The following is a 21554-nucleotide window of genomic DNA, read 5'->3' as shown; positions in this document are numbered from 1 at the left end:
ATCATCAAAATAACTACATTTATTTTGATAAATAAAATTAAATTAGCACAATCAAAACCAGTTTAATGAACACAATTAATGAATTTTTAAGCTTAACCGAATTTGAATCAATTATTTTCGGAAATAACAAAGTCGCAATTAGCGATATCGTTTTAAACCGAGTAAATGAAAGTTTTAATTTCTTGAAAGAATTCTCAGGAAACAAAGTAATATATGGTGTAAATACTGGTTTTGGACCAATGGCTCAATATAGAATTAAGGAGTCTGATCAAATTCAGTTACAATATAATTTAATCAGAAGCCACTCTTCCGGAACAGGAAAACCTTTAAGTCCGGTTTGTGCAAAAGCAGCAATTTTAGCGCGTTTAAACACTTTGTCATTAGGGAATTCAGGAGTTCATCCTTCAGTAATTCACTTAATGGCAGAATTGATCAATAGAGACATCACTCCTCTTATTTTTGAACATGGCGGTGTTGGTGCAAGTGGAGATTTAGTACAATTATCTCACTTAGCTTTAGTCTTAATTGGCGAAGGTGAAGTTTTTTATAAAGGAGACCGAAGACCAACTTCTGAAGTTTTTGAAATTGAAGGTTTAAAACCAATTCAGGTAGAAATTAGAGAAGGTTTAGCTTTAATTAACGGAACTTCTGTAATGACCGGAATTGGAGTTGTAAATGTTTATCACGCTAAAAAATTATTAGACTGGTCGTTAAAATCATCTTGCGCTATAAATGAATTAGTTCAGGCATACGATGATCATTTCTCTGAAGAATTAAACCAAACTAAACGTCATAAAGGGCAACAGGAAGTTGCTGCAAGAATGAGACAAAATCTTTCTGACAGTACCTTAATTCGTAAAAGAGAAGACCATTTATATTCTGGCGAAAACACTGAGGAAATCTTTAAAGAAAAAGTTCAGGAATATTATTCGTTACGTTGTGTACCTCAAATTTTAGGTCCGGTTTTAGAAACGATAAACAATGTTGCTTCGATTTTAGAAGACGAATTTAACTCGGCAAACGACAACCCGATTATCGATGTAAAAAACAAACACGTATACCACGGAGGAAACTTCCACGGCGATTATATTTCGCTTGAAATGGATAAACTAAAAATTGTTATTACTAAATTAACGATGTTGGCAGAACGTCAATTGAACTATTTATTGAATTCAAAAATAAATGAAATTCTTCCTCCATTTGTAAACTTGGGAACATTAGGATTTAATTTCGGAATGCAGGGAGTACAATTTACCGCAACCTCAACAACTGCCGAAAGTCAAATGTTATCCAACCCAATGTACGTTCATAGTATCCCAAACAATAATGACAATCAAGACATTGTAAGTATGGGTACAAATGCAGCTGTTATCACGTCAAAAGTTATCGAAAATTCATTTGAAGTTTTGGCTATTGAAATGATTACAATTGTTCAGGCAATTGATTATTTAGGACAAAAAGATAAAATTTCGTCGGTAACCAGAAAATGGTACGATGACGTTCGAAATATAATTCCTGTGTTCACAGAAGATCAGGTAATGTATCCATTTGTTCAAAAAGTAAAAGATCATTTGATAAACAATTAGTACTTTTAATACTTTCGTTTTTCACATTATTAATATTGAACCTAAAAATCATGAAAAAAACACTTATTTTTTTATTCGTTTGCTGCATTCAATTTGTTAATAGTCAAGAATTGGCTTTGGTTAAAAAAAACGCTAAAATTGGATATCTTTCTAAAGACGGAAACTTTAAAATCGAGCCACAATACAAATCAGCAAAGAGCTTTTCTGAAGGCTTGGCTGCAGTAGAAGACAATGGAAAATGGGGATTTATTGATACAAAAGGGACGTGGGTAATTCCAGCAACTTTTAGTGATGCAAAAGATTTTAATAGTGGAATTGCTATTGTAAAAAAAGATAAGGACTGGGTTTATATTGATACTAAAGGCGAAATTCAAAAAGCTCCCGCATCAGATAAACTTTTTGATTTTAACGATGGTGTTGCTTTTTTTAGACAGAACAATAAAGTTGGATTAATCAACAATAAAATGACCGTTGTTCTGGAACCAAAATACGATCAGATCAAGCCTTTTGAAAATGGTTTTGCAAGAGTTGAGCTAAATAAAAAATGGGGAATCATTAATACTGCTGGTAAAGAATTAGTAGAACCTGTTTATGATGAAATTGGTAATTATTTTAAAAATACAACCTGGGCAAGAAAAGATAAGACTTTTGGAATCGTGAGTGCCGGAACTTTTATTCCTGTTGATGGTGCCGAAAAAATCTGGGATTTTGAAACTCAGGATTTGACTTATGCTAAAAAGAATGGAAAAATTGGATTTATTGACTTAAAAGGAAATTGGACAATTCTACCTATATATGATAAAGCAAAAGCATTTTCAAAAAACTTAGCTCCGGTTTGCGTAGGATCAAAATGGGGATACATTAATCCAAAAGCAGAATTTATAATTCCGCCAACTTATAGTGATGCAGAAGTTTTTAGTACAAACGGATTGGCTCCTATAAAAGAAAAAAACTGGGGATTCATTAATGAATCAGGAAAATTAATAATCCCGACACAATATGGTATCACTGCAAACGGAATTATTGCCATGTTTGTACAACAAGACAAAGGTTTTATTGATGGTGTTGCAAGAGTCAAAAACGAAGGAAAATGGGGTTTTCTTAAACCAGACGGAACTGTATTAAGTAATCAATGGTTCGAAAATGCTGAATTATTTTCAAAAACTCCAGAAAAAATTCAACCTGTTGAAATTGCTGCCGAGAAACCAAAACAGGAAGTAAAAACAACAAAATCAGCAACAAAAACTACTGCAAAACCAGCTGCTAAAAAGAAGAAATAACTTTTATCTCCAATAAAAAATAAAATCTACTTAAGTGAAATCGCCACTAAAAATTGCGTCAAAAAGACCAATAATTAAAAGCGGTATCATTTATGATCTACAAAAATAAAACTTACATAAATGAAATGTGTATTAGTAACAGGTGGTTCAAGAGGAATCGGAAGTGCTATTTGTAAAAAATTAGCTGTTGAAGCCAATTATCATATTTTGATTAATTATCACTCCAATAAAACTGCTGCCGAGGAAACACTGCAGGAAATACAAAAATTAGGAGCAACGGGAGAAATCTTAGGATTTGATGTTTCTAATTTTGAAGAAGTACAAAAAACATTAACACAATGGCAGGACGCTAATCCTGAAGCTATTGTAGAAGCTATTGTAAACAATGCCGGAATTACAAAAGATGGCCTTTTTATGTGGATGACTCCCGAAGATTGGAATGGTGTTGTCAATACAAGTTTAAACGGATTTTTTAATGTGACGCAATTTTTTATTCAAAAAATGCTTCGCAACAAATATGGCCGAATTGTGAATATGGTTTCTGTCTCTGGCGTAAAAGGAACGGCGGGACAAACCAATTATTCGGCTGCAAAAGGTGCAATTGTTGCTGCTACAAAAGCTTTGGCTCAAGAAGTTGCAAAAAGAAACATTACTGTAAATGGTGTAGCACCAGGTTTTATCAGAACCGATATGACAAGCCAATTGGACGAAAAAGAATTACTAAAACTAATTCCCGTAAATCGTTTTGGAGAAGCCGAAGAAGTAGCTGATTTGGTAAGCTTTTTAATTTCGAAAAAAGCAAGTTATATTACAGGAGAAATAATCAACATAAACGGAGGAATATATTCTTAAAATTTTACATTTAACACATAAAAACATAAATGACTATGTGAACGCCTTTTTAAGTTTACAAAAGCTATGTTTCTATGTGTTAAAAACAATATACTCAAGGACTAAATAAAAGACGATGAATAAGAGAGTTGTAATTACTGGAATGGGAATTTATTCTTGTATCGGAACTTCTTTAGATGAAGTAAAAGAATCTCTATACAACGGAAAATCCGGAATTCAGTTTGATGCTGAAAGAAAAGAATTTGGTTTTCAATCTGCCTTAACAGGAATGGTTCCGAAAGCTGATTTGAAAAATTTATTGACCCGCAGACAACGTATGAGCATTGGCGAAGAGACTGAATATGCTTATATGGCAACTATTCAAGCTTTGAAAGATGCCAACATTGATGATGCTTTTTTTGACCATCGTGAAGTTGGAATTATGTACGGAAATGATAGTGTTTCAAAAGCTATTATTGACGCTACGGATATTGTCCGCGAAAAAAAAGATACTGCTTTAATAGGTTCAGGAGCAATTTTCAAATCCATGAATTCTACGGTAACAATGAATCTTTCAACGATATTTAAACTACGTGGAATCAACCTTACTATAAGTGCTGCCTGCGCCAGTGGATCACATTCTATTGGTCTGGCATATTTTTTAATAAAAAGCGGTTTTCAGGATATTATTATTACTGGAGGAGCACAAGAAATCAATAAATATGCAATGAGCAGTTTTGATGGTTTGGGTGTTTTTTCGAATAGAGAGAATGAACCTGAAAAAGCTTCTCGTCCATTTGATACTGATCGCGACGGATTAATTCCGAGTGGTGGTGGTGCAACTTTAATTCTTGAAAGTTACGAATCTGCTATTGCAAGAGGCGCAAATATTATTGCCGAAGTTGTAGGTTACGGATTCTCATCAAACGGAGGACACATCTCAACTCCTAACGTTGAAGGCCCGTCTATAGCCATGCAACGAGCACTTGACGACGCACAATTAAAAGCTACCGACATTGATTATATAAATGCTCATGCAACCTCAACTCCGGTTGGAGACGGAAATGAAGCTAAAGCCATTTTTGAAGTTTTTGGCGAAAAAAATCCATATGTAAGCTCCACAAAATCAATGACAGGCCATGAATGCTGGATGGCCGGAGCAAGCGAAGTCATCTATTCTATCTTAATGATGCAGAACGATTTCATTGCGCCAAACATCAATTTAGACAATCCAGATGAAGATGCTTCTAAATTAAATTTGGTCAAAACTACTTTAAACAAAAAATTTGACATATTTTTGTCCAATTCCTTCGGATTCGGAGGAACCAACTCTGCGTTGGTGGTTAAAAAGTTTAAATTGAACGATGAATAAAGAAGAGATTATAGCAAGAATTAATGGTTTTTTGGTTGATGAATTTGAAGTAGACAATGACGACATTGAGCCGAATGCTAATTTGAAAGACACACTTGGGTTAGATAGTTTAGATTATGTAGATTTAGTAGTTTCGATTGAATCTAACTTTGGTGTAAAACTGGTTGAAGCTGATTTTGTTGGAATCGCTGATTTTCAAAGTTTTTATGACCTTATTGAAACCAAACTAAAAGCTAAAGCTGTTTAATGAGTCAATGGGATGGCAAATCAAAAGGAACAGTTTTAGGCTATAAAATATTCGTTTTTTTAATACAAAAAGCGGGTGTTAAGGCTGCTTACGGCTTACTTTATTTTGTTGCTTCTTATTACTTTTTATTTTTAAAGAAAAGCAATCGGGCTATTTCTTATTATTTTAAAGAGCGACTTCAATATTCCTACTTTAAATCTAAAAAAATGGTTTTCAAAAGTTACTATACTTTTGGACAAACTATTATTGATAAAATTTCCATTTCGGCAGGAATGCGAAATAAATTCACCTATGAATTTGATGGAATCGAAGTGCTAAAAAAACTTTTAGCCGAGAAAAAAGGCGGTGTCTTAATTAGTGCCCATGTTGGTAATTTTGAAATTGCCGAGCATTTTCTTGGTGATATTGACATTGATTTTCAAATTAATTTGGTCACTACGGATTTAGAACATTCCGCTATCAAAAATTATCTGGAAAGCGTTACACAAAAACCTACAGTAAAGTTCATTATTATTAAAGACGATCTGTCTCATATTTTTGAGATCAATGCGGCATTGGCAAACAACGAATTAGTTTGTTTTACCGGAGATCGATATTTTGAAGGTACCAAATCACTTTCGGAAGTAATTCTTGACAAAGAAGCTAATTTCCCGGCAGGTCCATTTTTAATTGCTTCAAGATTAAGAGTTCCTGTTGTTTTTGTTTACGTAATGAAAGAACCAAACCTTCATTATCATTTGTACGCGCGCGAAGCCACAGTAAAACATCGTGACGAAAAAGCTTTGCTAAAAGAATATGTGCAAAGTGTCGAAAACATTCTGCATAAATATCCCTTACAATGGTTTAATTATTTCGATTTTTGGAATGATTTGAAAAGCTAAAAAAGCTTGCTGTGAATTGCACGAATTTGCACGAATTAGTGGCAAAAAATATTAAACAATCTCAGCTTTTACAAATTCCTCTAACAAGAAAATTCGTTTAAATAAATTTACTTATTTTTGCTTGCAACCAAAGTCATCAACCAAAATGAAAAATGTTCTCGTTATTTATTATTCTCAATCCGGGCAACTAGAAACCATTGCACGAAATATTGCAAAACCATTTCTAAATTCAGAGGAGATTAATGTAACTTTTCACGAAATAAAATTAGAGAAACCATTTCCTTTCCCATGGGACAAAGCTTCTTTTTTTGATGCTTTCCCGGAATCTTTTCTTCAAATTCCAACTGCCTTAAAACCAGTTCCGGAAGAAATTTTAAATACAAAATTCGATTTGGTATTATTCCATTATCAAGTTTGGTATTTATCGCCTTCCATTCCTATTAATTCATTTTTAAAAAGTGAAGAAGCCAAAAAGATTTTAAATGGAACTCCCGTTATTACTATTAGCGGTTCTCGTAATATGTGGATTATGGCGCAGGAAAAAATCAAAGTTTTGCTGCAAGAAGCAAATGCTAAATTAGTAGGGAACGTAGCATTGGTCGATCGCGTTGGAAATCTAATTAGTGTGGTTACTATTGTCGAGTGGATGTTTTCCGGAGTTAAAAAAAAATACCTTGGAATTTTTCCGTTACCTGGAGTTTCAGATAAAGACATTCAAGAATCTACCAAGTTTGGAGATGTAATACTTTCTGCATTCAATCAAAATAATCTTCAAAACTTACAACCGCAGTTAATAGCAATCAATGCAGTTAAAATTAGTCCCTATTTAGTAACTGTAGATAGAACTGCGAATAAAATATTTAATAAATGGTCGAATCTCATTTATAAAAATCAAAAAAACCGAAAACAGCTGCTAAAAGTATTTAATGTTTATTTATTCCTGGCGATATGGTTAATCTCACCAATAGTGTATATATTGCACCTTATTACCTACCCTTTTAAGTTAAAAACCATAAAAAAAGAAACTCAATATTATCAAGGAGTTTAGAAGACGAAATTAGATTATGTTTGAAGTATATATTACCAGAGCCGCAAAGTATTTGCCAAATGAAGCCGTTTCTAATGATGAGATGGAGAATTATTTAGGCCTTATCAATGATACTGCTTCTAAAGCAAGACGTATCATTTTGCGCAATAATAAAATTACAAGCCGTTATTACGCCGTAGACAAATCAGGAAAAAGCACTCATAATAATGCTGAATTAACCAGAAATGCTATTGTACAATTATTTGACGAATCCTTTACGCCTCAAGATCTGGAAGTACTTTCATGCGGAACCTCAACTCCTGATGTTTTCTTACCATCGCATGCTGCAATGGTTCATGGATTACTAAAAAACAAATCGGTAGAATTAAATTCATCTACTGGCGTTTGTTGTGCCGGAATGAATTCGTTGAAATATGGTTTTCTTTCCATAAAAGCAGGAAACTCAAAAAATGCTATTTGCACAGGATCTGAAAAAGTTTCGTCATGGCTCTTAGCTCAAAAATACAATCACGAAGTAACCAACTTAAAAAATCTTGAAGAGCAGCCCATTATTGCTTTCAAAAAAGATTTTCTACGTTGGATGTTATCTGATGGCGCGGGTGCTTTTTTATTAGAAAATAAGCCAAGCGGAGCCATTTCTCTAAAAATCGAATGGATGGAAGCTTTTTCGTATGCTTACGAATTAGAAACCTGTATGTATGCTGGCGGTGATAAATTAGAAAATGGTGAAATCAAATCATGGAGCGATTATGCACCAGAAGAATTATTGAAAGAATCTGTTTTTGCCATCAAGCAAGATGTGAAATTACTAGACGAATTTATTCTTTCTAAAGGCGCCCAAAGTATGCATGATGCAATGGCCAAAAACAATATTTCGGCAGATCAAATCGATTATTTCATTCCTCACGTTTCTTCTAACTTTTTTGTTGAAGGATTGAAAAAAGGATTAACCGAAAAAGGAATCGGAATGGCGGATGAAAAATGGTTTATGAATCTGTCAAGAGTTGGAAATGTAGGTTCTGCCTCAATATATTTAGCTGTAGAAGAATTGATGAATTCAGGAAATTTAAAAAAAGGAGACCGAATTCTTTTATCAGTTCCTGAAAGTGGCCGATTCTCTTTTGCATACGCTTATTTAACCGTTTGCTAATGGAAACGACCGTACTTTTAGAAAAAGAAGCTGTAGAGAATCTACTGCCGCAAAAGTTCCCTTTTGTTATGGTAGACAAAATGTATTCGTTTACTGAAACGTCTCTAACTTCTGGTTTAAGTATTCAAAATGATAATATTTTTTTTGATAACAATACTTTTCTGGAAGCAGGTTTAATAGAGCATATGGCGCAATCTGTGGCTTTACATACAGGATATCAGTTTTTTCTAAAAAATGAAATTGCTCCAACCGGATACATTGGCTCTATTAAAGAAATTGAAATAAAGAAGTTGCCAAAACTTAATGATACGATTCAATCGAAGGTAACTATTTTACAGGAATTTGCAGGAATTACTTTGGTTGATATTGTTACAACTTTAAATAATGAAGAAATTGCTAAAGGGCAAATGAAAACCGTTTTGGCTAAATAATTATAAGCATGAAAGCTGGAGTTGACATACAAAACTATCTGCCTCACCGAGCGCCAATGCTTATGGTGGACTTAATTTTGGATATCGATTCCAACTTTGTTGAAACTATATTCTTAATCAAAGAAGACAATATTTTTGTTTCTAATAACATTTTTACAGAAGCAGGTTTAATAGAAAACACCGCTCAAACTTGCTCGTCTATCGTTGGTAAAAAATATTTTTTTGACGAAGACGGAACAGAAAATGAAAACGTAAATGTACTTGGTTTTATCAGCGCTATAAAAAACCTTAAAATACATTCGTTGCCAAAAGTTGACGATACCATTATTACCAAAGCAAATTTGGTTTCGAAATTCACAGGTGACGATTATACCTTATGTACGATGAGCTGCGAAAGTTTACTCAACGACAAAACACTTTTAGAATGCGAAATTAATTTGTTCATTCAAAAAACAATTTCAGTTCCGCAATAATCCCAATCAAAAAAAATTAGGTGATGGAGAAAGAAAAAGTACCTCAGGATAAAAGCAATTTAACTAAAAATAATGTCAAAGAACTTTTGTATGCAACCGATGAAAACGGGAATTACACCACAACTTTAAGTACAGGTTGGGAACCAAAAACTATTGCACTTTCTAATTCGATTGACGAGATAAACGAACGAATTTCGGACGCAAAACAACAAGTACAAAGTGGCGAAGTAAGTCCGATTTGCTATTATATGGAACTCAATAAAATGGATCTTACCATTCTTGCCAGTTATGTTGGAATGTGGAAGTGGCGCGTAAAAAGACATTTTAAACCCAATGTTTTCAATAAGTTAAACAATAGAATTTTACAAAAATATGCCGACGCTTTTGAAATTTCAATAGCCGAATTAAAAAATATTAAAACAGAGTAATGCAAATTAATTTTACACATCATCAATCTGCTCATTGCGAAAATGGAGTAGCATCGAATCTGTTAAAAAACAACGGACTGAACATCAGTGAACCAATGGTTTTTGGTATTGGTTCAGGGCTTTTCTTTGTGTACTTACCTTTTATAAAAGTAAATCACGCACCAGCAATTAGCTATAGAACTTTACCTGGACAAATTTTTAATAAACTGGCAAATCGTTTAAATTTAAAAATAAAAAGACAAAAATTTTCATCTGTAGCAAATGCAAACAAAGCTTTGGATGAAAATTTAAAAAATAACATTCCAACCGGATTACAAGTTGGCGTCTATCATTTGAGTTACTTTCCGGATGAGTATCGCTTTCACTTCAATGCACACAATTTAGTTGTTTACGGAAAAACTGAAACCGATTATTTAGTGAGCGATCCTGTTATGGAAACCGTTACCACTTTGACACACGACGAATTAGACAAAGTGCGTTTTGCCAAAGGCGCTTTTGCTCCAAGAGGACAAATGTATTATCCTATTCAAATTCCAAAAGATGTTGATTTGAAAAGTGCCATTATTAAAGGAATCAAAAATACCTGTCGCGATATGCTGGCACCAATGCCAATTATTGGTGTACGCGGAATAAAATTCGTTTCGAAACAAATTCGAAAATGGCCTGTAAAACACGGTACCAAAAAAGCCAATCATTATCTGGCACAAATGGTTCGTATGCAGGAAGAAATTGGAACTGGCGGCGGAGGTTTCAGATTTATATATGCTGCTTTTTTACAAGAAGCTTCGGTTATTTTAGCTAATGAAGAATTAAAAATACTTTCGAAAGAAATGACTCAAATTGGTGATTCCTGGAGAGATTTTGCGGTAGAAGCTTCCAGAATTTACAAAAACAGAAGCGCCAAAGAAGATGCTTACAATGCTATTGCCGATGAACTTTTGAGCATTGCCAATAGAGAAGAAATCTTTTTCAAAAAACTAAAAAAAGCTATTAGCTAAACATATATTTTGCAACCCATTATAAAAATAGAATCCCTTTCGAAAAAGTACAAAGATGCAGACCTGTATTCTTTGAACGATGTTTCGCTGGAAATTAATGAAGGCCAGATTTTTGGATTATTAGGTCCGAACGGCGCCGGAAAAACCACTTTAATTTCCATGCTCTGCGGATTGATAAAACCAACTTCAGGACATTTCACAATTGATAATCTGAACTACACGCACCATTCATCCAAAATAAAAAAAATTATAGGAGTTGTTCCTCAGGAATATGCTTTGTATCCAACGCTTACTGCCAGAGAAAATTTGCATTATTTTGGAAGTATGTACGGATTGAAAGGTGCATACTTAAAAGATAAGGTAATCGAAACTTTAGATCTTTTGGGACTATTAAAATTCGCAGACAAACGCATTGAAACTTTTTCTGGCGGGATGAAACGAAGAGTCAATCTGATCGCGGGAATTCTTCACAATCCTAAAGTGCTGTTTTTGGATGAACCAACCGTTGGCGTTGATGTTCATTCTAAAAATGCGATTATAGATTATTTGAAAGTTTTAAATCAAAACGGAACCACAATTATATATACCTCACATCATTTGGCTGAAGCCGAAGATTTCTGTACCAATATTGCCATTTTAGACCAAGGCCAAATTTATGCCAAAGGAACTCCGGCAACCCTTATTGATGCTACTAAAAATGCAAGAAATCTCGAAGACGTTTTTATTTCATTAACTGGTAAAGACTTGCGAGATGGTATATAAAATTTGGATGTCGGTCGTAAAAGAATTCCTTTTGCTTAAACGAGATTTAGGCGGCTTGATTATTTTATTTATCATGCCTTTGGTTTTGGTGATTACAGTTACCTTAATTCAGGACAGCACTTTTAAAACCATTAGCGATAATAAAATTCAGATTTTACTGGTTGATAATGATAAAGGTTCTGTTTCTAAAACTGTTTTTGAGAACTTAGAAAAAAGCAATTTATTTAGTGTTGTCACTCAAATCGACAATAAAACAATTACTGAAGAAGTTGCCAAAGAAGCCGTTTACAAAGGAAAGTTTCAATTGGCGATTATAATTCCAGAGAATTTAAGCATTGATCTTCAAACCAAAATTGATCAGAATGTCGAGAACATTGTGAGCAAAATGGGTTTAACAGAAACGGATAGCACTGCGGAAACTGAAAAACCAAAAGTAGTCAAAGAAAAAGAGGTGAAATTATATTTTGATCCAGCGGTTCAAATGAGTTTCAAAAATGCGGTGATGAGTTCAATTGATAAAATGATCTCTCAAATCGAAACAAAATCAATTTACACCACTTTTCAAAATCAACTTGGAGAAGGAAATGCCGAATTCGAACAAAAGAGTTTCATCACATTCAAAGAAATAATTCCGAGAATAAACAACAAAGAAGTTCGCCCAAATTCAGTACAGCATAATGTTCCTGCCTGGACACTTTTTGCGATATTTTTTATCGTGATTCCTTTGTCTATTAATATTGTAAAAGAAAAATCGCAAGGAACATTCGTTCGATTGTTAACCAATCCGGTTTCTAATTTAATTGTCATAATCGGAAAAACCATTACGTATTCGATCATTTGTATGATTCAGTTTTATATGATGGTGGCTGTCGCCGTTTTCTTGTTTCCGCATATTGGTTTGCCATCCTTAAATATCGAAGGCCATTTATTTTTAATGAGTATTGTCGCTTTATTTTCAGGTTTTGCAGCCATTGGTTTCGGAATTTTATTAGGAACCGTTGCCACTACACAAGAACAATCTGCACCTTTTGGCGCAACAAGTGTCCTCATTCTGGCCGCTGTTGGCGGTGTTTGGGTTCCTGTTTTTGCAATGCCCAAAATCATGCAATATATTGCTAAATCTTCACCCATGAATTGGGGTTTAGAAGCATTTTACGATGTACTATTGCGCAACGTTTCTTTCCTTGAAATCATTCCAAAAATAAGTTTGTTATTTTTGTTCTTTATAATCACAACATCCATTGCCTTATTTTATGACAAAAAGAAAAGAACAGTATAACGAAGCCACTTCCCTAACCGTTTCACACGAAATCAGAATTCGTTTTAACGAAACTGATCCGCTTGGAATTGTTTGGCACGGCAATTATATTACCTATTTTGAAGATGGACGTGAAGCCTTCGGGCGTGAACACGGACTTACCTATTTAGATATTGCAGCAACGGGTTATACTACTCCAATTGTAAAATCAAAATGCGAACATAAATTGTCTTTGCGTTATGGCGATGTTGTAACCATAGAAACGACAGTTGTTGATACGCCTGCAGCCAAAATGATTTACATTTTTAGAATACTGGATGCAAATGGCGATATTGCCTGCACTGGCGAAACTATTCAGGTATTTCTAGACAAAGAAGGAAATTTAATGTTGACAAATCCTCCTTTTTATGAGGAATGGAAAAAGAAAGTTGGGCTTTTAAAATAGAACACCAATTTTCACGAATTAAAAAATAGAAAATCCGCATTAATCTGCGAAATCTGCGTGCAAAAAAATTAAACACCTAGAATCATAGAATTTAAAAGTAAATAAAAGAATTAAATAAAATCTAGATTTTACACATAGCTATGTTTATTGAGACAAATGAAATGCCTTTTTCAAGCAAACTAAACTATGTATCCATGTGTTAAAAGAAATATACCTGCAAGATTTTAAAAATCTTTAAGGAGGAATTAAGAATCATAAAATGAAGAAAGAAGTATATATCACGCAAACAAATTGTATCACGCCTTTAGGTTTTGATGTTGAATCGAACATCGAAGCGATTGTTCGTGGTGATTCGGGTATTCAGCTACACAATGACATTTCTTTAATGCCAATGCCATTTTATGCTTCTATTATTAATGATGAAAAAATAAACAGTGCTTTTGCAAAAATCAGCACTGAAACCAAATATTCTCGTTTAGAGAAAATGATGATTTTGGCTTTAGAGCCAATTATTAAAAATTCGGGAGTAGAATTAAATTCGAAAACCGCTTTTATACTTTCGACTACAAAAGGAAATGTTACGGCATTAAAAAATGAATCAGAAGAAAGTTTTAATAATGCACATTTAGATGTTTTAGCAAAAAACATTTCCAATTTCTTCATGTTTAAAACACAGCCAATTGTAGTTTCAAACGCTTGTGTTTCTGGAATTCTTGCGGTTTCTGTTGCCAAAAGAATGATTCAATCTGAGTTGTACGATAATATTTTTGTTGTAGCTGGCGATGAAGTTTCAGAATTTGTTTTATCAGGTTTTAATGCTTTTCAGGCGATGAGTGATCTGCCTTGTAAACCGTATTCTAAAAACAGAACCGGCGTAAGTTTAGGAGAAGCAACCGCAGCGGTTTTAGTTTCGGTGAATCTGGCAACTGCTAAAATAAAAATTATTGGAGACAGTTCTATAAACGATGCCAATCATATTTCAGGACCTTCAAGAACAGGCGAAGGTTTGTTTAGAAGTATTCAGAATGCGTTGAAAGAAGCTCAAATCAATTCAGACAAAATCGATTATATTTCAGCACACGGAACTGCAACTCCGTTCAACGACGAAATGGAAGCCATTGCTTTAAATCGTTTAGATTTACAAAATGCTCCAATCAATAGTTTAAAAGGATTTTACGGTCATACATTAGGCGCTTCGGGATTATTGGAAACCATAATTGCAATTGAATCAGTAAATCAAAATATACTTTTCGAATCGAAAGGTTTTGATGAAATTGGAGTTAGTGAAACTGTTAATGTTATTGAGAAAAATAAAGAAGCAACTATTGAGTATTTTTTAAAAACGGCTTCTGGATTTGGAGGTTGTAATACGGCTGTTGTTTTTGAGAAAGTGAAATAAAACTACAATCTAAATGAAACTAATTACCTCACTTTTCTTTTTCTTTTGTTTAACTACTAATGCGCAAGTTCAAGATGAATTCTTTGTTGATGATGCAAATAATATTGAGATTTTAACAGTTAATTTTTGCGTTGATAATTTTGGCAAGACAAGCTCTGTAACTGTAATTCCTGAAAAAACAACTTATAAAAATCAGGAAAATATACAAAAAGTTGTGGAGTATCGAAAAGGCATAGAATATTATCCAGACAGTAAATTAAAAAACAACTGTTATGATTATATATTTAAATTTATCAATCCAAAATTTAAAGATAAAAAACTAGACACTTCAAAAATTTCAAAATGTCTCGAATTCAGAAGTGGCACATTTAAATATAATGATGGTAGTTATGCTGATGTAATAATTGAAAGGGATGACGAGTTTCAACTAGAAAAAAGCCAAGATGATGTTTCAAAATACAAAATTGACTGGATAGATGAAACTAATTACACTTTGACCTATTTAGAAGTTAGTAATAGAAAGTTAGATTATTTGATTGGTCAAAAGATTTATGTAGAAATAATAGAAATTCTTGACAGCGATAGTTATGTTTATAAAAGTAATTTATTAGATCGAACACTTATAACGGGAATTATAAAACGAATAAAGTAATTTCAGATTTGTCCAGATTAAAAAAAACAAATGACTCAAAAAACTCACATACAATCCTACATCACAATCCAAAACAACGAAATTGTTTTGAACGGAACTTCCATATTCAAAATTGAACCAACTGATTTTGCAGATTTCTCCAAACAAGCATACCGCAATTTTGACATTCAATATCCAAAGTTTTTCAAAATGGATGCTTTGAGCAAACTCGCTTTTTTAGGATCTGAATTGCTTTTGAGTCCGATAACTTCGACTGAACAAGAAAATAATATCGCTTTGGTTTTGGCCAATAAATCATCAAGTTTAGATACCGATGTTAAGTATCAGGAATCTATTTCAGACAAAGAAAACTATTATCCGAGTCCGGCGGTTTTTGTTTATACTTTGCCAAATATTTGTTTGGGCGAAATAAGTATTCGTCATCAGCTAAAAAGTGAAAATTCTTTCTTTATATTTGATGCCTTTAACACTGAATTTATGTCAAATTACTCAGATATTCTTTTGAATACGAATAAGGCAGATATGGTTCTTTGTGGTTGGGTAGAATTTTTTAATGACAATTACAAAGCGTTTCTTTGTGTCATTAGCAAAGAGGAAAACACGAAATATACAAACGAAAATATCAATACATTATATAATAAATAATCATGGAAGCATTAAAAGAAGAATTAAAAAATAAAATCATTACTACTTTAAACCTTGAAGATATCGCAATCGAAGATATTGCAGATAACGATCCTTTGTTTGGAGATGGTTTAGGTTTAGACTCAATTGATGCGCTTGAATTAATCGTGATTTTAGATAAAGATTACGGAATTAAATTGGTTGATCCAAAAGAAGGAAAAACCATTTTTCAATCGATCGAAACTATGGCTGCTTATATTAGCGCTAACAGAACGAAATAAGACTTCTTAGACTTGCTTAGATTTTTAGACTTCTTAGACAAGAATTTTCTAAAATCTAAAAGCTGCAAAATCTAAGCAAGTCTAATAAAGAAATCTAAGCAAGTCTAAAAATCTAAGAAGTCTAAAAATGAAAGGTGTTGCAATAACCGGAATGGGAATTATCTCTTCGATTGGAAATTCAGTCGAGGAAAATTATATGTCGTTGATCGAAAATAAAATTGGTATTTCTCGTATCTCAAATATTCCGACTGTTCATGCCGATATTATTAAGGTAGGAGAAATTAAAAAAACCAATGAAGAATTGGTTAATGAATTGAGAATTACTGAAGATAATAACTTTTCGAGAACGGCTATGATTGGCACTATTGCGGCCAAACAAGCTGTCGAAAATGCAGGAATTACATCGATAAACGAATTTAGAACCGGACTTATTTCAGCTACGAGTGTGGGTGGAATGGACATGACTGAAAAGCATTATTACGACTATTTCGAACATCCTGAACTGGTTAAGTATATTGCTTGTCATGACGGAGGCGATGTTGCTGAAAAAATAGCGGATGAATTGGGTTTAAAAGGAATCGTTACCACTATTAGTACAGCTTGTTCCTCTGCTGCAAACGCGATTATGTTGGGTGCCAGATTGATTAAAGCCGGAAAATTAGACCGCGTAATTGTTGGAGGAGCTGATGGTTTGGCAAAATTCACCATCAACGGATTCAAAACTTTGATGATTTTATCAGACGATTTCAACAAACCATTTGACAATGATCGTAAAGGATTAAACCTTGGTGAAGCCGCGGCTTACTTAGTTTTAGAATCGGATGAAATTGTTGCCAAACAAAATAAAAAAGTGCTGGCAAGAGTTTCGGGTTACGGAAATGCAAATGACGCTTTTCATCAAACCGCTTCATCAGAAAATGGAGATGGTGCTTATTTAGCCATGAAAAAAGCTTTTGAAGTTTCGGGTTTAAAACCTTCGCAAATTGATTACATCAACGTGCACGGAACGGCAACTCCAAACAACGATTTATCTGAAGGAAGAGCTTTGTTGAGAATTTATCAAGACGAAAAAGTGCCTGATTTTAGTTCTACCAAACCTTTTACAGGACATACTTTAGCAGCAGCGGCAGCAATTGAAGCTGTTTACAGCGTTTTGGCGATTCAGAACAATGTGGTTTATCCGAATTTGAATTTCAAAAACCCGATGGAAGAATTTGATTTACAGCCACAAACGTCCTTAAAAAATAAAAACATTGAACACGTTTTATCCAACTCTTTTGGTTTTGGAGGAAATTGTTCTACTCTTATATTCTCAAAAAGCTAAAATGAAAAAAACATATATAAATGGAGTAGGTTGTATTTCGACTCAAAAAACATTTGATACTGTTTTTTTAGAAGAAGCGACTGAGCACAAAAATGAAACTGTACTTTCAATAGTATCGCCTGTTTACAAAGATTACATTTCTCCGGCCGCCAGCAGAAGAATGGCAAAAGGTGTAAAAAACGGAATTGTAGCTTCGGCTTTAGCCTTAAAAGATGCAAAGCTTGAAAATATCGATGCCATTATTACCGGAACTGGTTTGGGATGTATTGAAGATTCTGAAAAATTTCTGAAAAATATTCTTGATAATAATGAAGAGTTTTTGACTCCAACTGCATTTATTCAATCAACGCATAATACTGTTGGCGCTCAAATTGCTTTAACATTGCAATGCAAGGGTTATAATTTTACGTATGTAAACGGAGCAGTTTCGTTTGAGTCTGCGCTTTTAGATGCCAAAATGCAAATCGAAGAAAATGAAGCGAATTCAATTTTAGTGGGCGGAATAGATGAAACCGGAGATTATACGATCTCTCTTTTTAAATTGGCGGGACGTGTTAAAGACGAAAGTAATTTACCATCCAACATTTTAAACTCAACTTCGACCGGTGCAATTTATGGTGAAGGAGCTGCTTTTTTTGTTTTAGAAAATGAAAGAAAAGAAAATACTTATGCTCAGGTTTTAGATGTTGAAATCATAAATACGTTAAAAGAAAACGAAGTTGAAGCTGAAATAATCTCTTTTTTAAAAGCCAATAATTTACAGATCTCAGATCTTGACGCTGTGGTTTTAGGTTTTAACGGAAATGTAGCATCTGATATTTATTATAAAAATATTGCCGAAAATGCTTTTGCAAAAACCCCTCAAATGTATTACAAACATTTGAGCGGCGAGTACGATACTGCTTCTGCTTTTGCCTTATGGATGGCTTCTAAAGTGATAAAAACTCAGGAGATTCCTCAAATTGTAAAAGTGAATTCAGTTAAAAAACCAGCTTATAATACCATTTTATTGTACAATCAATTGAATGGAAAAAATCATAGTTTTACTTTGATCACAAAATGATAACGCATAAAAACATTTCGTTATTCTTTCTATTCTTATTGCTTTTACTCGTTCTTTTGAACCTTTATACAGCAATTAGCTGGCTATGGTTTATCGCAATTGTTCTTATTTGGCTAGGAATTAACGCTGTAGGTTCTGCCAGAATTTCATCTAATTATCACGTAAAAGCATATTGTAATAATCCATCCGAAACCGAGAAAAAAATTGCTTTAACTTTTGATGACGGTCCAAGTGAATTTACTTTAGAGGTTTTAGAACTTTTAAAAAAATACAATGCCAAAGCGACATTTTTCTGCATTGGGAAAAATATCGAGATCCATCCTGAAATTGTAAAACAAATTATTGCCGAAGGACATTTGCTTGGCAATCATTCGTACAGTCATTCCAAATTTTTTGATTTTTATAATGCAAAAAAAATAACTGACGAAATTCAGACAACTGATTCACTTCTTGAAAAATTCACTTCAAAAAAAATAAATTTCTTTCGCCCGCCTTATGGCGTTACAACGCCTTCGATCAGAAGAGCTTTGCAACTGACCGGACACAAAGTGATTGGCTGGAATATTCGTTCGCTTGACGGCGGCACAAAAAATCAAGGTTTAATTTTCAATCGAATTATAAAACGTGTTTCTCCCGGCGGAATTGTACTTTTGCACGACACGGCGTCACACTCTGTTTTGGTACTGGAACAGTTTTTGCAATTTTTACAGCAAAACAATTACAAAGTGATTTCGACTGAAGAACTTTTGAATCTAAAAGCTTATGAAAACTAAAATATACCTATTCCTTTTTTTATTAAACATCTGCACGATTTCTTTATTTGCCCAAGAGCAGAAAATGTCTGATGCCGAAATTTCGTCTTTTAAACAAGATGTGAATCTTGTATCTAAAAAAATCAAAACGTTAAGCACTGACTTTGTTCAGTACAAACATTTGGATTTTTTATCGAAAGACATTGAAACTTCTGGTAAAATGATTTTTAAAGAACCAAGTTTACTACAATGGCAATATAAAAAACCATACAATTATACTATTGTTTTTAAAAACGGAAAAATCCTGATTAACGACGAAGGAAAGAAAAGTGCGGTTGATATTGGCAACAGTAAAATATTTGGCCGAATCAATAAATTAATTGTTGGAAGTGTAAGCGGAAATATGTTTGATGATAAAGAATTTGCGATTTCGTATTTTAAATTGAAAGGACAAAATCTGGCAAAATTTATTCCGAAAGATGCTACGCTGAAAAAATACATCAAACAAATTGAACTTACTTTTGATAAAGAAGAAGCAACTGTGGTTCAGGTAAAACTATTAGAATCATCTGAAGATTATACTAGAATTGTACTTAAAAACAAAGTGATCAATGCAAAAATCGACGATTCAGTTTTTACTAATTAATTGCTTTTTGGCGATTGTTCTGGTTTCTTGTGGCTCGGTTACAAAAAACTACACTCCAAAAAAATTAGACAAAACGTCTTATGAAGTTCCCTATTTTTCAGATTCAAAAACAGATTATGTCTATAAAACCAATATTACGGTTTATGGAAATGAACTGTCTGGAATTTTCATTGCCAAAAAAATAAACGACACTTTACACCGTATTGTTTTCACCACTGAATTTGGCAACAAATTGTTAGATTTTGAAATTTCTGAAAAGAGTTTCAAAGTCAATTCGATTGTATCAGAGTTAGATCGAAAAATCCTGATCAATACTTTAAAAGAAGATTTTAGATTACTTCTCAAAAAGGAATATTTAATTCAGGAACAGTTTGAAAATGAATTGTATAACATTTACAAATCGAATGATGGAAATCGTGACAACTATCTTTTTATCTCTAAAAAAGAGGGCAAATTAGAAAAAGTCATTCATTCATCTCAAACAAAAGAAAAATTTACGCTGAAATTTAATTCAGAAAACAATATTTTTGCCGAGAATATTCAGATTATTCATCAAAACATTAAGTTAAAAATTGAGCTTAATCATTTTAAATCAGAGTAAAACTTAAACTAAACCTAAACTTAAAACAACCCAAAAATGAAAAAAATAGCCGTAATTGTCTTTGTTTTATTTGCAAGTATAATGAATGCTCAAGTAACGTTCAAACCAGGTTTAAGAGCCGGAGCTTCATTTTCTACTTTCTCAAATACACGTTCTGATTATAAAACTGATTTTTATGTAGGTGGTTTTGGCGAAATCAAATTAACTAAGATTTACACTTTACAACCTGAAATTACTTATAGTCAGCAAGGTGCTGATAATGTTAAAACCTTTGTTAGTTACAATAATGGTCAGGATGTTATCGAATCCCGAAATTTAGAAATTGACTATCTTTCTATTGCTATGATTAATAAATTTACTTTTAATGGTGGTTTTCAGGTTCAGGTGGGTCCAACTTTAGACTTTAGATTACAAGATAATTTACTTTATGAAAAATCTGATGTCGATTTGGCCTTTGTAATGGGTTTAGCTTATAGATTACCATCCGGATTAACGTTTGAAGCCCGATTTAAAAAAGGATTAGTAGATGTTTTAGATAGTGATACTTACGCAAGCAGCCAAAATAATGATGATTATTGGTTGGCCGATTATAATACAAATGTTAGTTTTCAATTGGGAATTTCATATCCTTTTGGCAAATAAAAAATTATGGTTTTAAAAGATTTTTATAAAGTTCTTTCAGAAGAAAAAACAGGAGATTCTAAATATAATATTACGATTTTGGTCAATGAAAAACATGAAGTTTTCAAAGGTCATTTTCCAGGAAACCCAATTATGCCGGGAGTTTGCATGATTCAGATTATTAAAGAACTTACAGAAGCTATTACCAAAAGTACTTTGATCATTCAGACATTGGCAAATGTAAAATTTATGGCGCTTATTAATCCTGAGGTAACTCCGGAATTGCGTTTAGAACTTGACATTACAACAACCGAAGACGATTTGGTTAAAGTAAAAAACACGACTTATTTTAACGACACTGTTGCCCTGAAATTGAGCAATGTGTACAAAAAAATATAATT

Annotated in this window: 26 protein-coding genes; all 26 read left to right on the top strand. The window is 33.1% G+C overall.

Annotated features, from left to right (window positions below; translation table 11 throughout):
- Window positions 1-65: 65 nt before the first annotated feature.
- The 26 genes from hutH to ACHRVZ_RS08465 all read left to right on the top strand — a co-directional run bounded on the left by hutH (window position 66) and on the right by ACHRVZ_RS08465 (window position 21552).
- Window positions 66-1586 (top strand): histidine ammonia-lyase, encoded by a 1521-nt coding sequence (hutH, locus tag ACHRVZ_RS08590; protein ID WP_395421904.1) that lies wholly within the window; start codon window positions 66-68, stop codon window positions 1584-1586.
- 50 nt (window positions 1587-1636) lie between these two features.
- Window positions 1637-2866 carry a WG repeat-containing protein gene (locus ACHRVZ_RS08585; RefSeq protein ID WP_395421903.1) on the top strand — a complete coding sequence of 410 codons (1230 nt, stop codon included), beginning with the start codon at window positions 1637-1639 and terminating at the stop codon, window positions 2864-2866.
- Window positions 2867-2986: 120 nt separating this feature from the next.
- On the top strand, window positions 2987-3718 hold the full coding sequence (gene fabG, locus ACHRVZ_RS08580; RefSeq protein WP_395421902.1) for a 3-oxoacyl-ACP reductase FabG: 732 nt from the start codon (window positions 2987-2989) through the stop codon (window positions 3716-3718).
- 115 nt (window positions 3719-3833) lie between these two features.
- Window positions 3834-5069, top strand: a complete 1236-nt coding sequence (locus tag ACHRVZ_RS08575) for a beta-ketoacyl-[acyl-carrier-protein] synthase family protein (RefSeq protein ID WP_395421901.1) — start codon at window positions 3834-3836, stop codon at window positions 5067-5069.
- Window positions 5062-5316, top strand: coding sequence for an acyl carrier protein (locus tag ACHRVZ_RS08570; protein ID WP_395421900.1), 255 nt, complete (start codon window positions 5062-5064; stop codon window positions 5314-5316). Before ACHRVZ_RS08575 ends, ACHRVZ_RS08570 begins: the two co-directional genes overlap by 8 nt.
- Window positions 5316-6197: a lipid A biosynthesis acyltransferase gene (locus ACHRVZ_RS08565; protein WP_395421899.1), complete on the top strand. Its 882-nt coding sequence runs from the start codon at window positions 5316-5318 to the stop codon at window positions 6195-6197. The genes ACHRVZ_RS08570 and ACHRVZ_RS08565 overlap by 1 nt, the downstream gene beginning before the upstream one ends.
- Window positions 6198-6342: 145 nt before the next feature.
- Window positions 6343-7245, top strand: coding sequence for a dialkylrecorsinol condensing enzyme DarA (locus ACHRVZ_RS08560; RefSeq protein WP_395421898.1), 903 nt, complete (start codon window positions 6343-6345; stop codon window positions 7243-7245).
- 16 nt (window positions 7246-7261) lie between these two features.
- Window positions 7262-8395 (top strand): beta-ketoacyl-ACP synthase III, encoded by a 1134-nt coding sequence (locus tag ACHRVZ_RS08555; RefSeq protein ID WP_395421897.1) that lies wholly within the window; start codon window positions 7262-7264, stop codon window positions 8393-8395.
- Complete coding sequence (locus ACHRVZ_RS08550; RefSeq protein WP_395421896.1) at window positions 8395-8826, top strand: hypothetical protein; 432 nt, start codon at window positions 8395-8397, stop codon at window positions 8824-8826. The genes ACHRVZ_RS08555 and ACHRVZ_RS08550 overlap by 1 nt, the downstream gene beginning before the upstream one ends.
- An 8-nt stretch (window positions 8827-8834) precedes the next feature.
- On the top strand, window positions 8835-9299 hold the full coding sequence (locus tag ACHRVZ_RS08545; protein ID WP_395421895.1) for an ABC transporter permease: 465 nt from the start codon (window positions 8835-8837) through the stop codon (window positions 9297-9299).
- 23 nt (window positions 9300-9322) lie between these two features.
- Window positions 9323-9727, top strand: coding sequence for a hypothetical protein (locus ACHRVZ_RS08540; RefSeq protein ID WP_395421894.1), 405 nt, complete (start codon window positions 9323-9325; stop codon window positions 9725-9727).
- Window positions 9727-10725, top strand: coding sequence for a BtrH N-terminal domain-containing protein (locus tag ACHRVZ_RS08535; protein WP_395421892.1), 999 nt, complete (start codon window positions 9727-9729; stop codon window positions 10723-10725). The genes ACHRVZ_RS08540 and ACHRVZ_RS08535 overlap by 1 nt, the downstream gene beginning before the upstream one ends.
- Window positions 10726-10734: 9 nt before the next feature.
- On the top strand, window positions 10735-11487 hold the full coding sequence (locus ACHRVZ_RS08530) for an ABC transporter ATP-binding protein (RefSeq protein WP_395421891.1): 753 nt from the start codon (window positions 10735-10737) through the stop codon (window positions 11485-11487).
- Entirely contained in the window at window positions 11477-12766 is a 1290-nt protein-coding gene (locus tag ACHRVZ_RS08525; RefSeq protein WP_395421890.1) for an ABC transporter permease, read from the top strand. Before ACHRVZ_RS08530 ends, ACHRVZ_RS08525 begins: the two co-directional genes overlap by 11 nt.
- Complete coding sequence (locus ACHRVZ_RS08520) at window positions 12741-13190, top strand: acyl-CoA thioesterase (protein ID WP_395421887.1); 450 nt, start codon at window positions 12741-12743, stop codon at window positions 13188-13190. Before ACHRVZ_RS08525 ends, ACHRVZ_RS08520 begins: the two co-directional genes overlap by 26 nt.
- 259 nt (window positions 13191-13449) lie before the next feature.
- Window positions 13450-14589, top strand: coding sequence for a beta-ketoacyl-[acyl-carrier-protein] synthase family protein (locus ACHRVZ_RS08515; protein WP_395421884.1), 1140 nt, complete (start codon window positions 13450-13452; stop codon window positions 14587-14589).
- A gap of 13 nt (window positions 14590-14602) precedes the next feature.
- Window positions 14603-15241, top strand: coding sequence for a hypothetical protein (locus ACHRVZ_RS08510; protein WP_395421882.1), 639 nt, complete (start codon window positions 14603-14605; stop codon window positions 15239-15241).
- 30 nt (window positions 15242-15271) lie between these two features.
- The gene (locus ACHRVZ_RS08505) at window positions 15272-15886 is read left to right on the top strand and encodes a 3-oxoacyl-ACP synthase (protein WP_395421881.1); all 615 of its coding nucleotides are present in this window, start codon (window positions 15272-15274) and stop codon (window positions 15884-15886) included.
- Between the two features lie 2 nt (window positions 15887-15888).
- On the top strand, window positions 15889-16146 hold the full coding sequence (locus tag ACHRVZ_RS08500) for a phosphopantetheine-binding protein (protein WP_017496902.1): 258 nt from the start codon (window positions 15889-15891) through the stop codon (window positions 16144-16146).
- A 127-nt stretch (window positions 16147-16273) separates the two neighbouring features.
- Window positions 16274-17470 (top strand): beta-ketoacyl-[acyl-carrier-protein] synthase family protein, encoded by a 1197-nt coding sequence (locus ACHRVZ_RS08495; protein WP_395421880.1) that lies wholly within the window; start codon window positions 16274-16276, stop codon window positions 17468-17470.
- A 1-nt stretch (window position 17471) separates the two neighbouring features.
- On the top strand, window positions 17472-18533 hold the full coding sequence (locus tag ACHRVZ_RS08490) for a beta-ketoacyl synthase N-terminal-like domain-containing protein (RefSeq protein ID WP_395421877.1): 1062 nt from the start codon (window positions 17472-17474) through the stop codon (window positions 18531-18533).
- Window positions 18530-19306, top strand: coding sequence for a polysaccharide deacetylase family protein (locus ACHRVZ_RS08485; RefSeq protein WP_395421875.1), 777 nt, complete (start codon window positions 18530-18532; stop codon window positions 19304-19306). Before ACHRVZ_RS08490 ends, ACHRVZ_RS08485 begins: the two co-directional genes overlap by 4 nt.
- Window positions 19296-19931: an outer membrane lipoprotein carrier protein LolA gene (locus tag ACHRVZ_RS08480; protein WP_395421874.1), complete on the top strand. Its 636-nt coding sequence runs from the start codon at window positions 19296-19298 to the stop codon at window positions 19929-19931. The genes ACHRVZ_RS08485 and ACHRVZ_RS08480 overlap by 11 nt, the downstream gene beginning before the upstream one ends.
- Window positions 19897-20532 carry a hypothetical protein gene (locus ACHRVZ_RS08475; RefSeq protein WP_395421872.1) on the top strand — a complete coding sequence of 212 codons (636 nt, stop codon included), beginning with the start codon at window positions 19897-19899 and terminating at the stop codon, window positions 20530-20532. The genes ACHRVZ_RS08480 and ACHRVZ_RS08475 overlap by 35 nt, the downstream gene beginning before the upstream one ends.
- Before the next feature lie 36 nt (window positions 20533-20568).
- Entirely contained in the window at window positions 20569-21174 is a 606-nt protein-coding gene (locus ACHRVZ_RS08470) for an outer membrane beta-barrel protein (RefSeq protein WP_395421871.1), read from the top strand.
- Between the two features lie 6 nt (window positions 21175-21180).
- Window positions 21181-21552: a 3-hydroxyacyl-ACP dehydratase gene (locus ACHRVZ_RS08465; RefSeq protein WP_395421870.1), complete on the top strand. Its 372-nt coding sequence runs from the start codon at window positions 21181-21183 to the stop codon at window positions 21550-21552.
- The last annotated feature ends 2 nt before the right edge of the window (window positions 21553-21554 follow it).

This window comes from Flavobacterium sp. FlaQc-57, from assembly GCF_044007395.1.
Taxonomy (GTDB): domain Bacteria; phylum Bacteroidota; class Bacteroidia; order Flavobacteriales; family Flavobacteriaceae; genus Flavobacterium.
The sequence above is the reverse complement of the archived record's forward strand: the minus strand, read 5'-3'. Positions and strand labels throughout refer to the sequence as shown.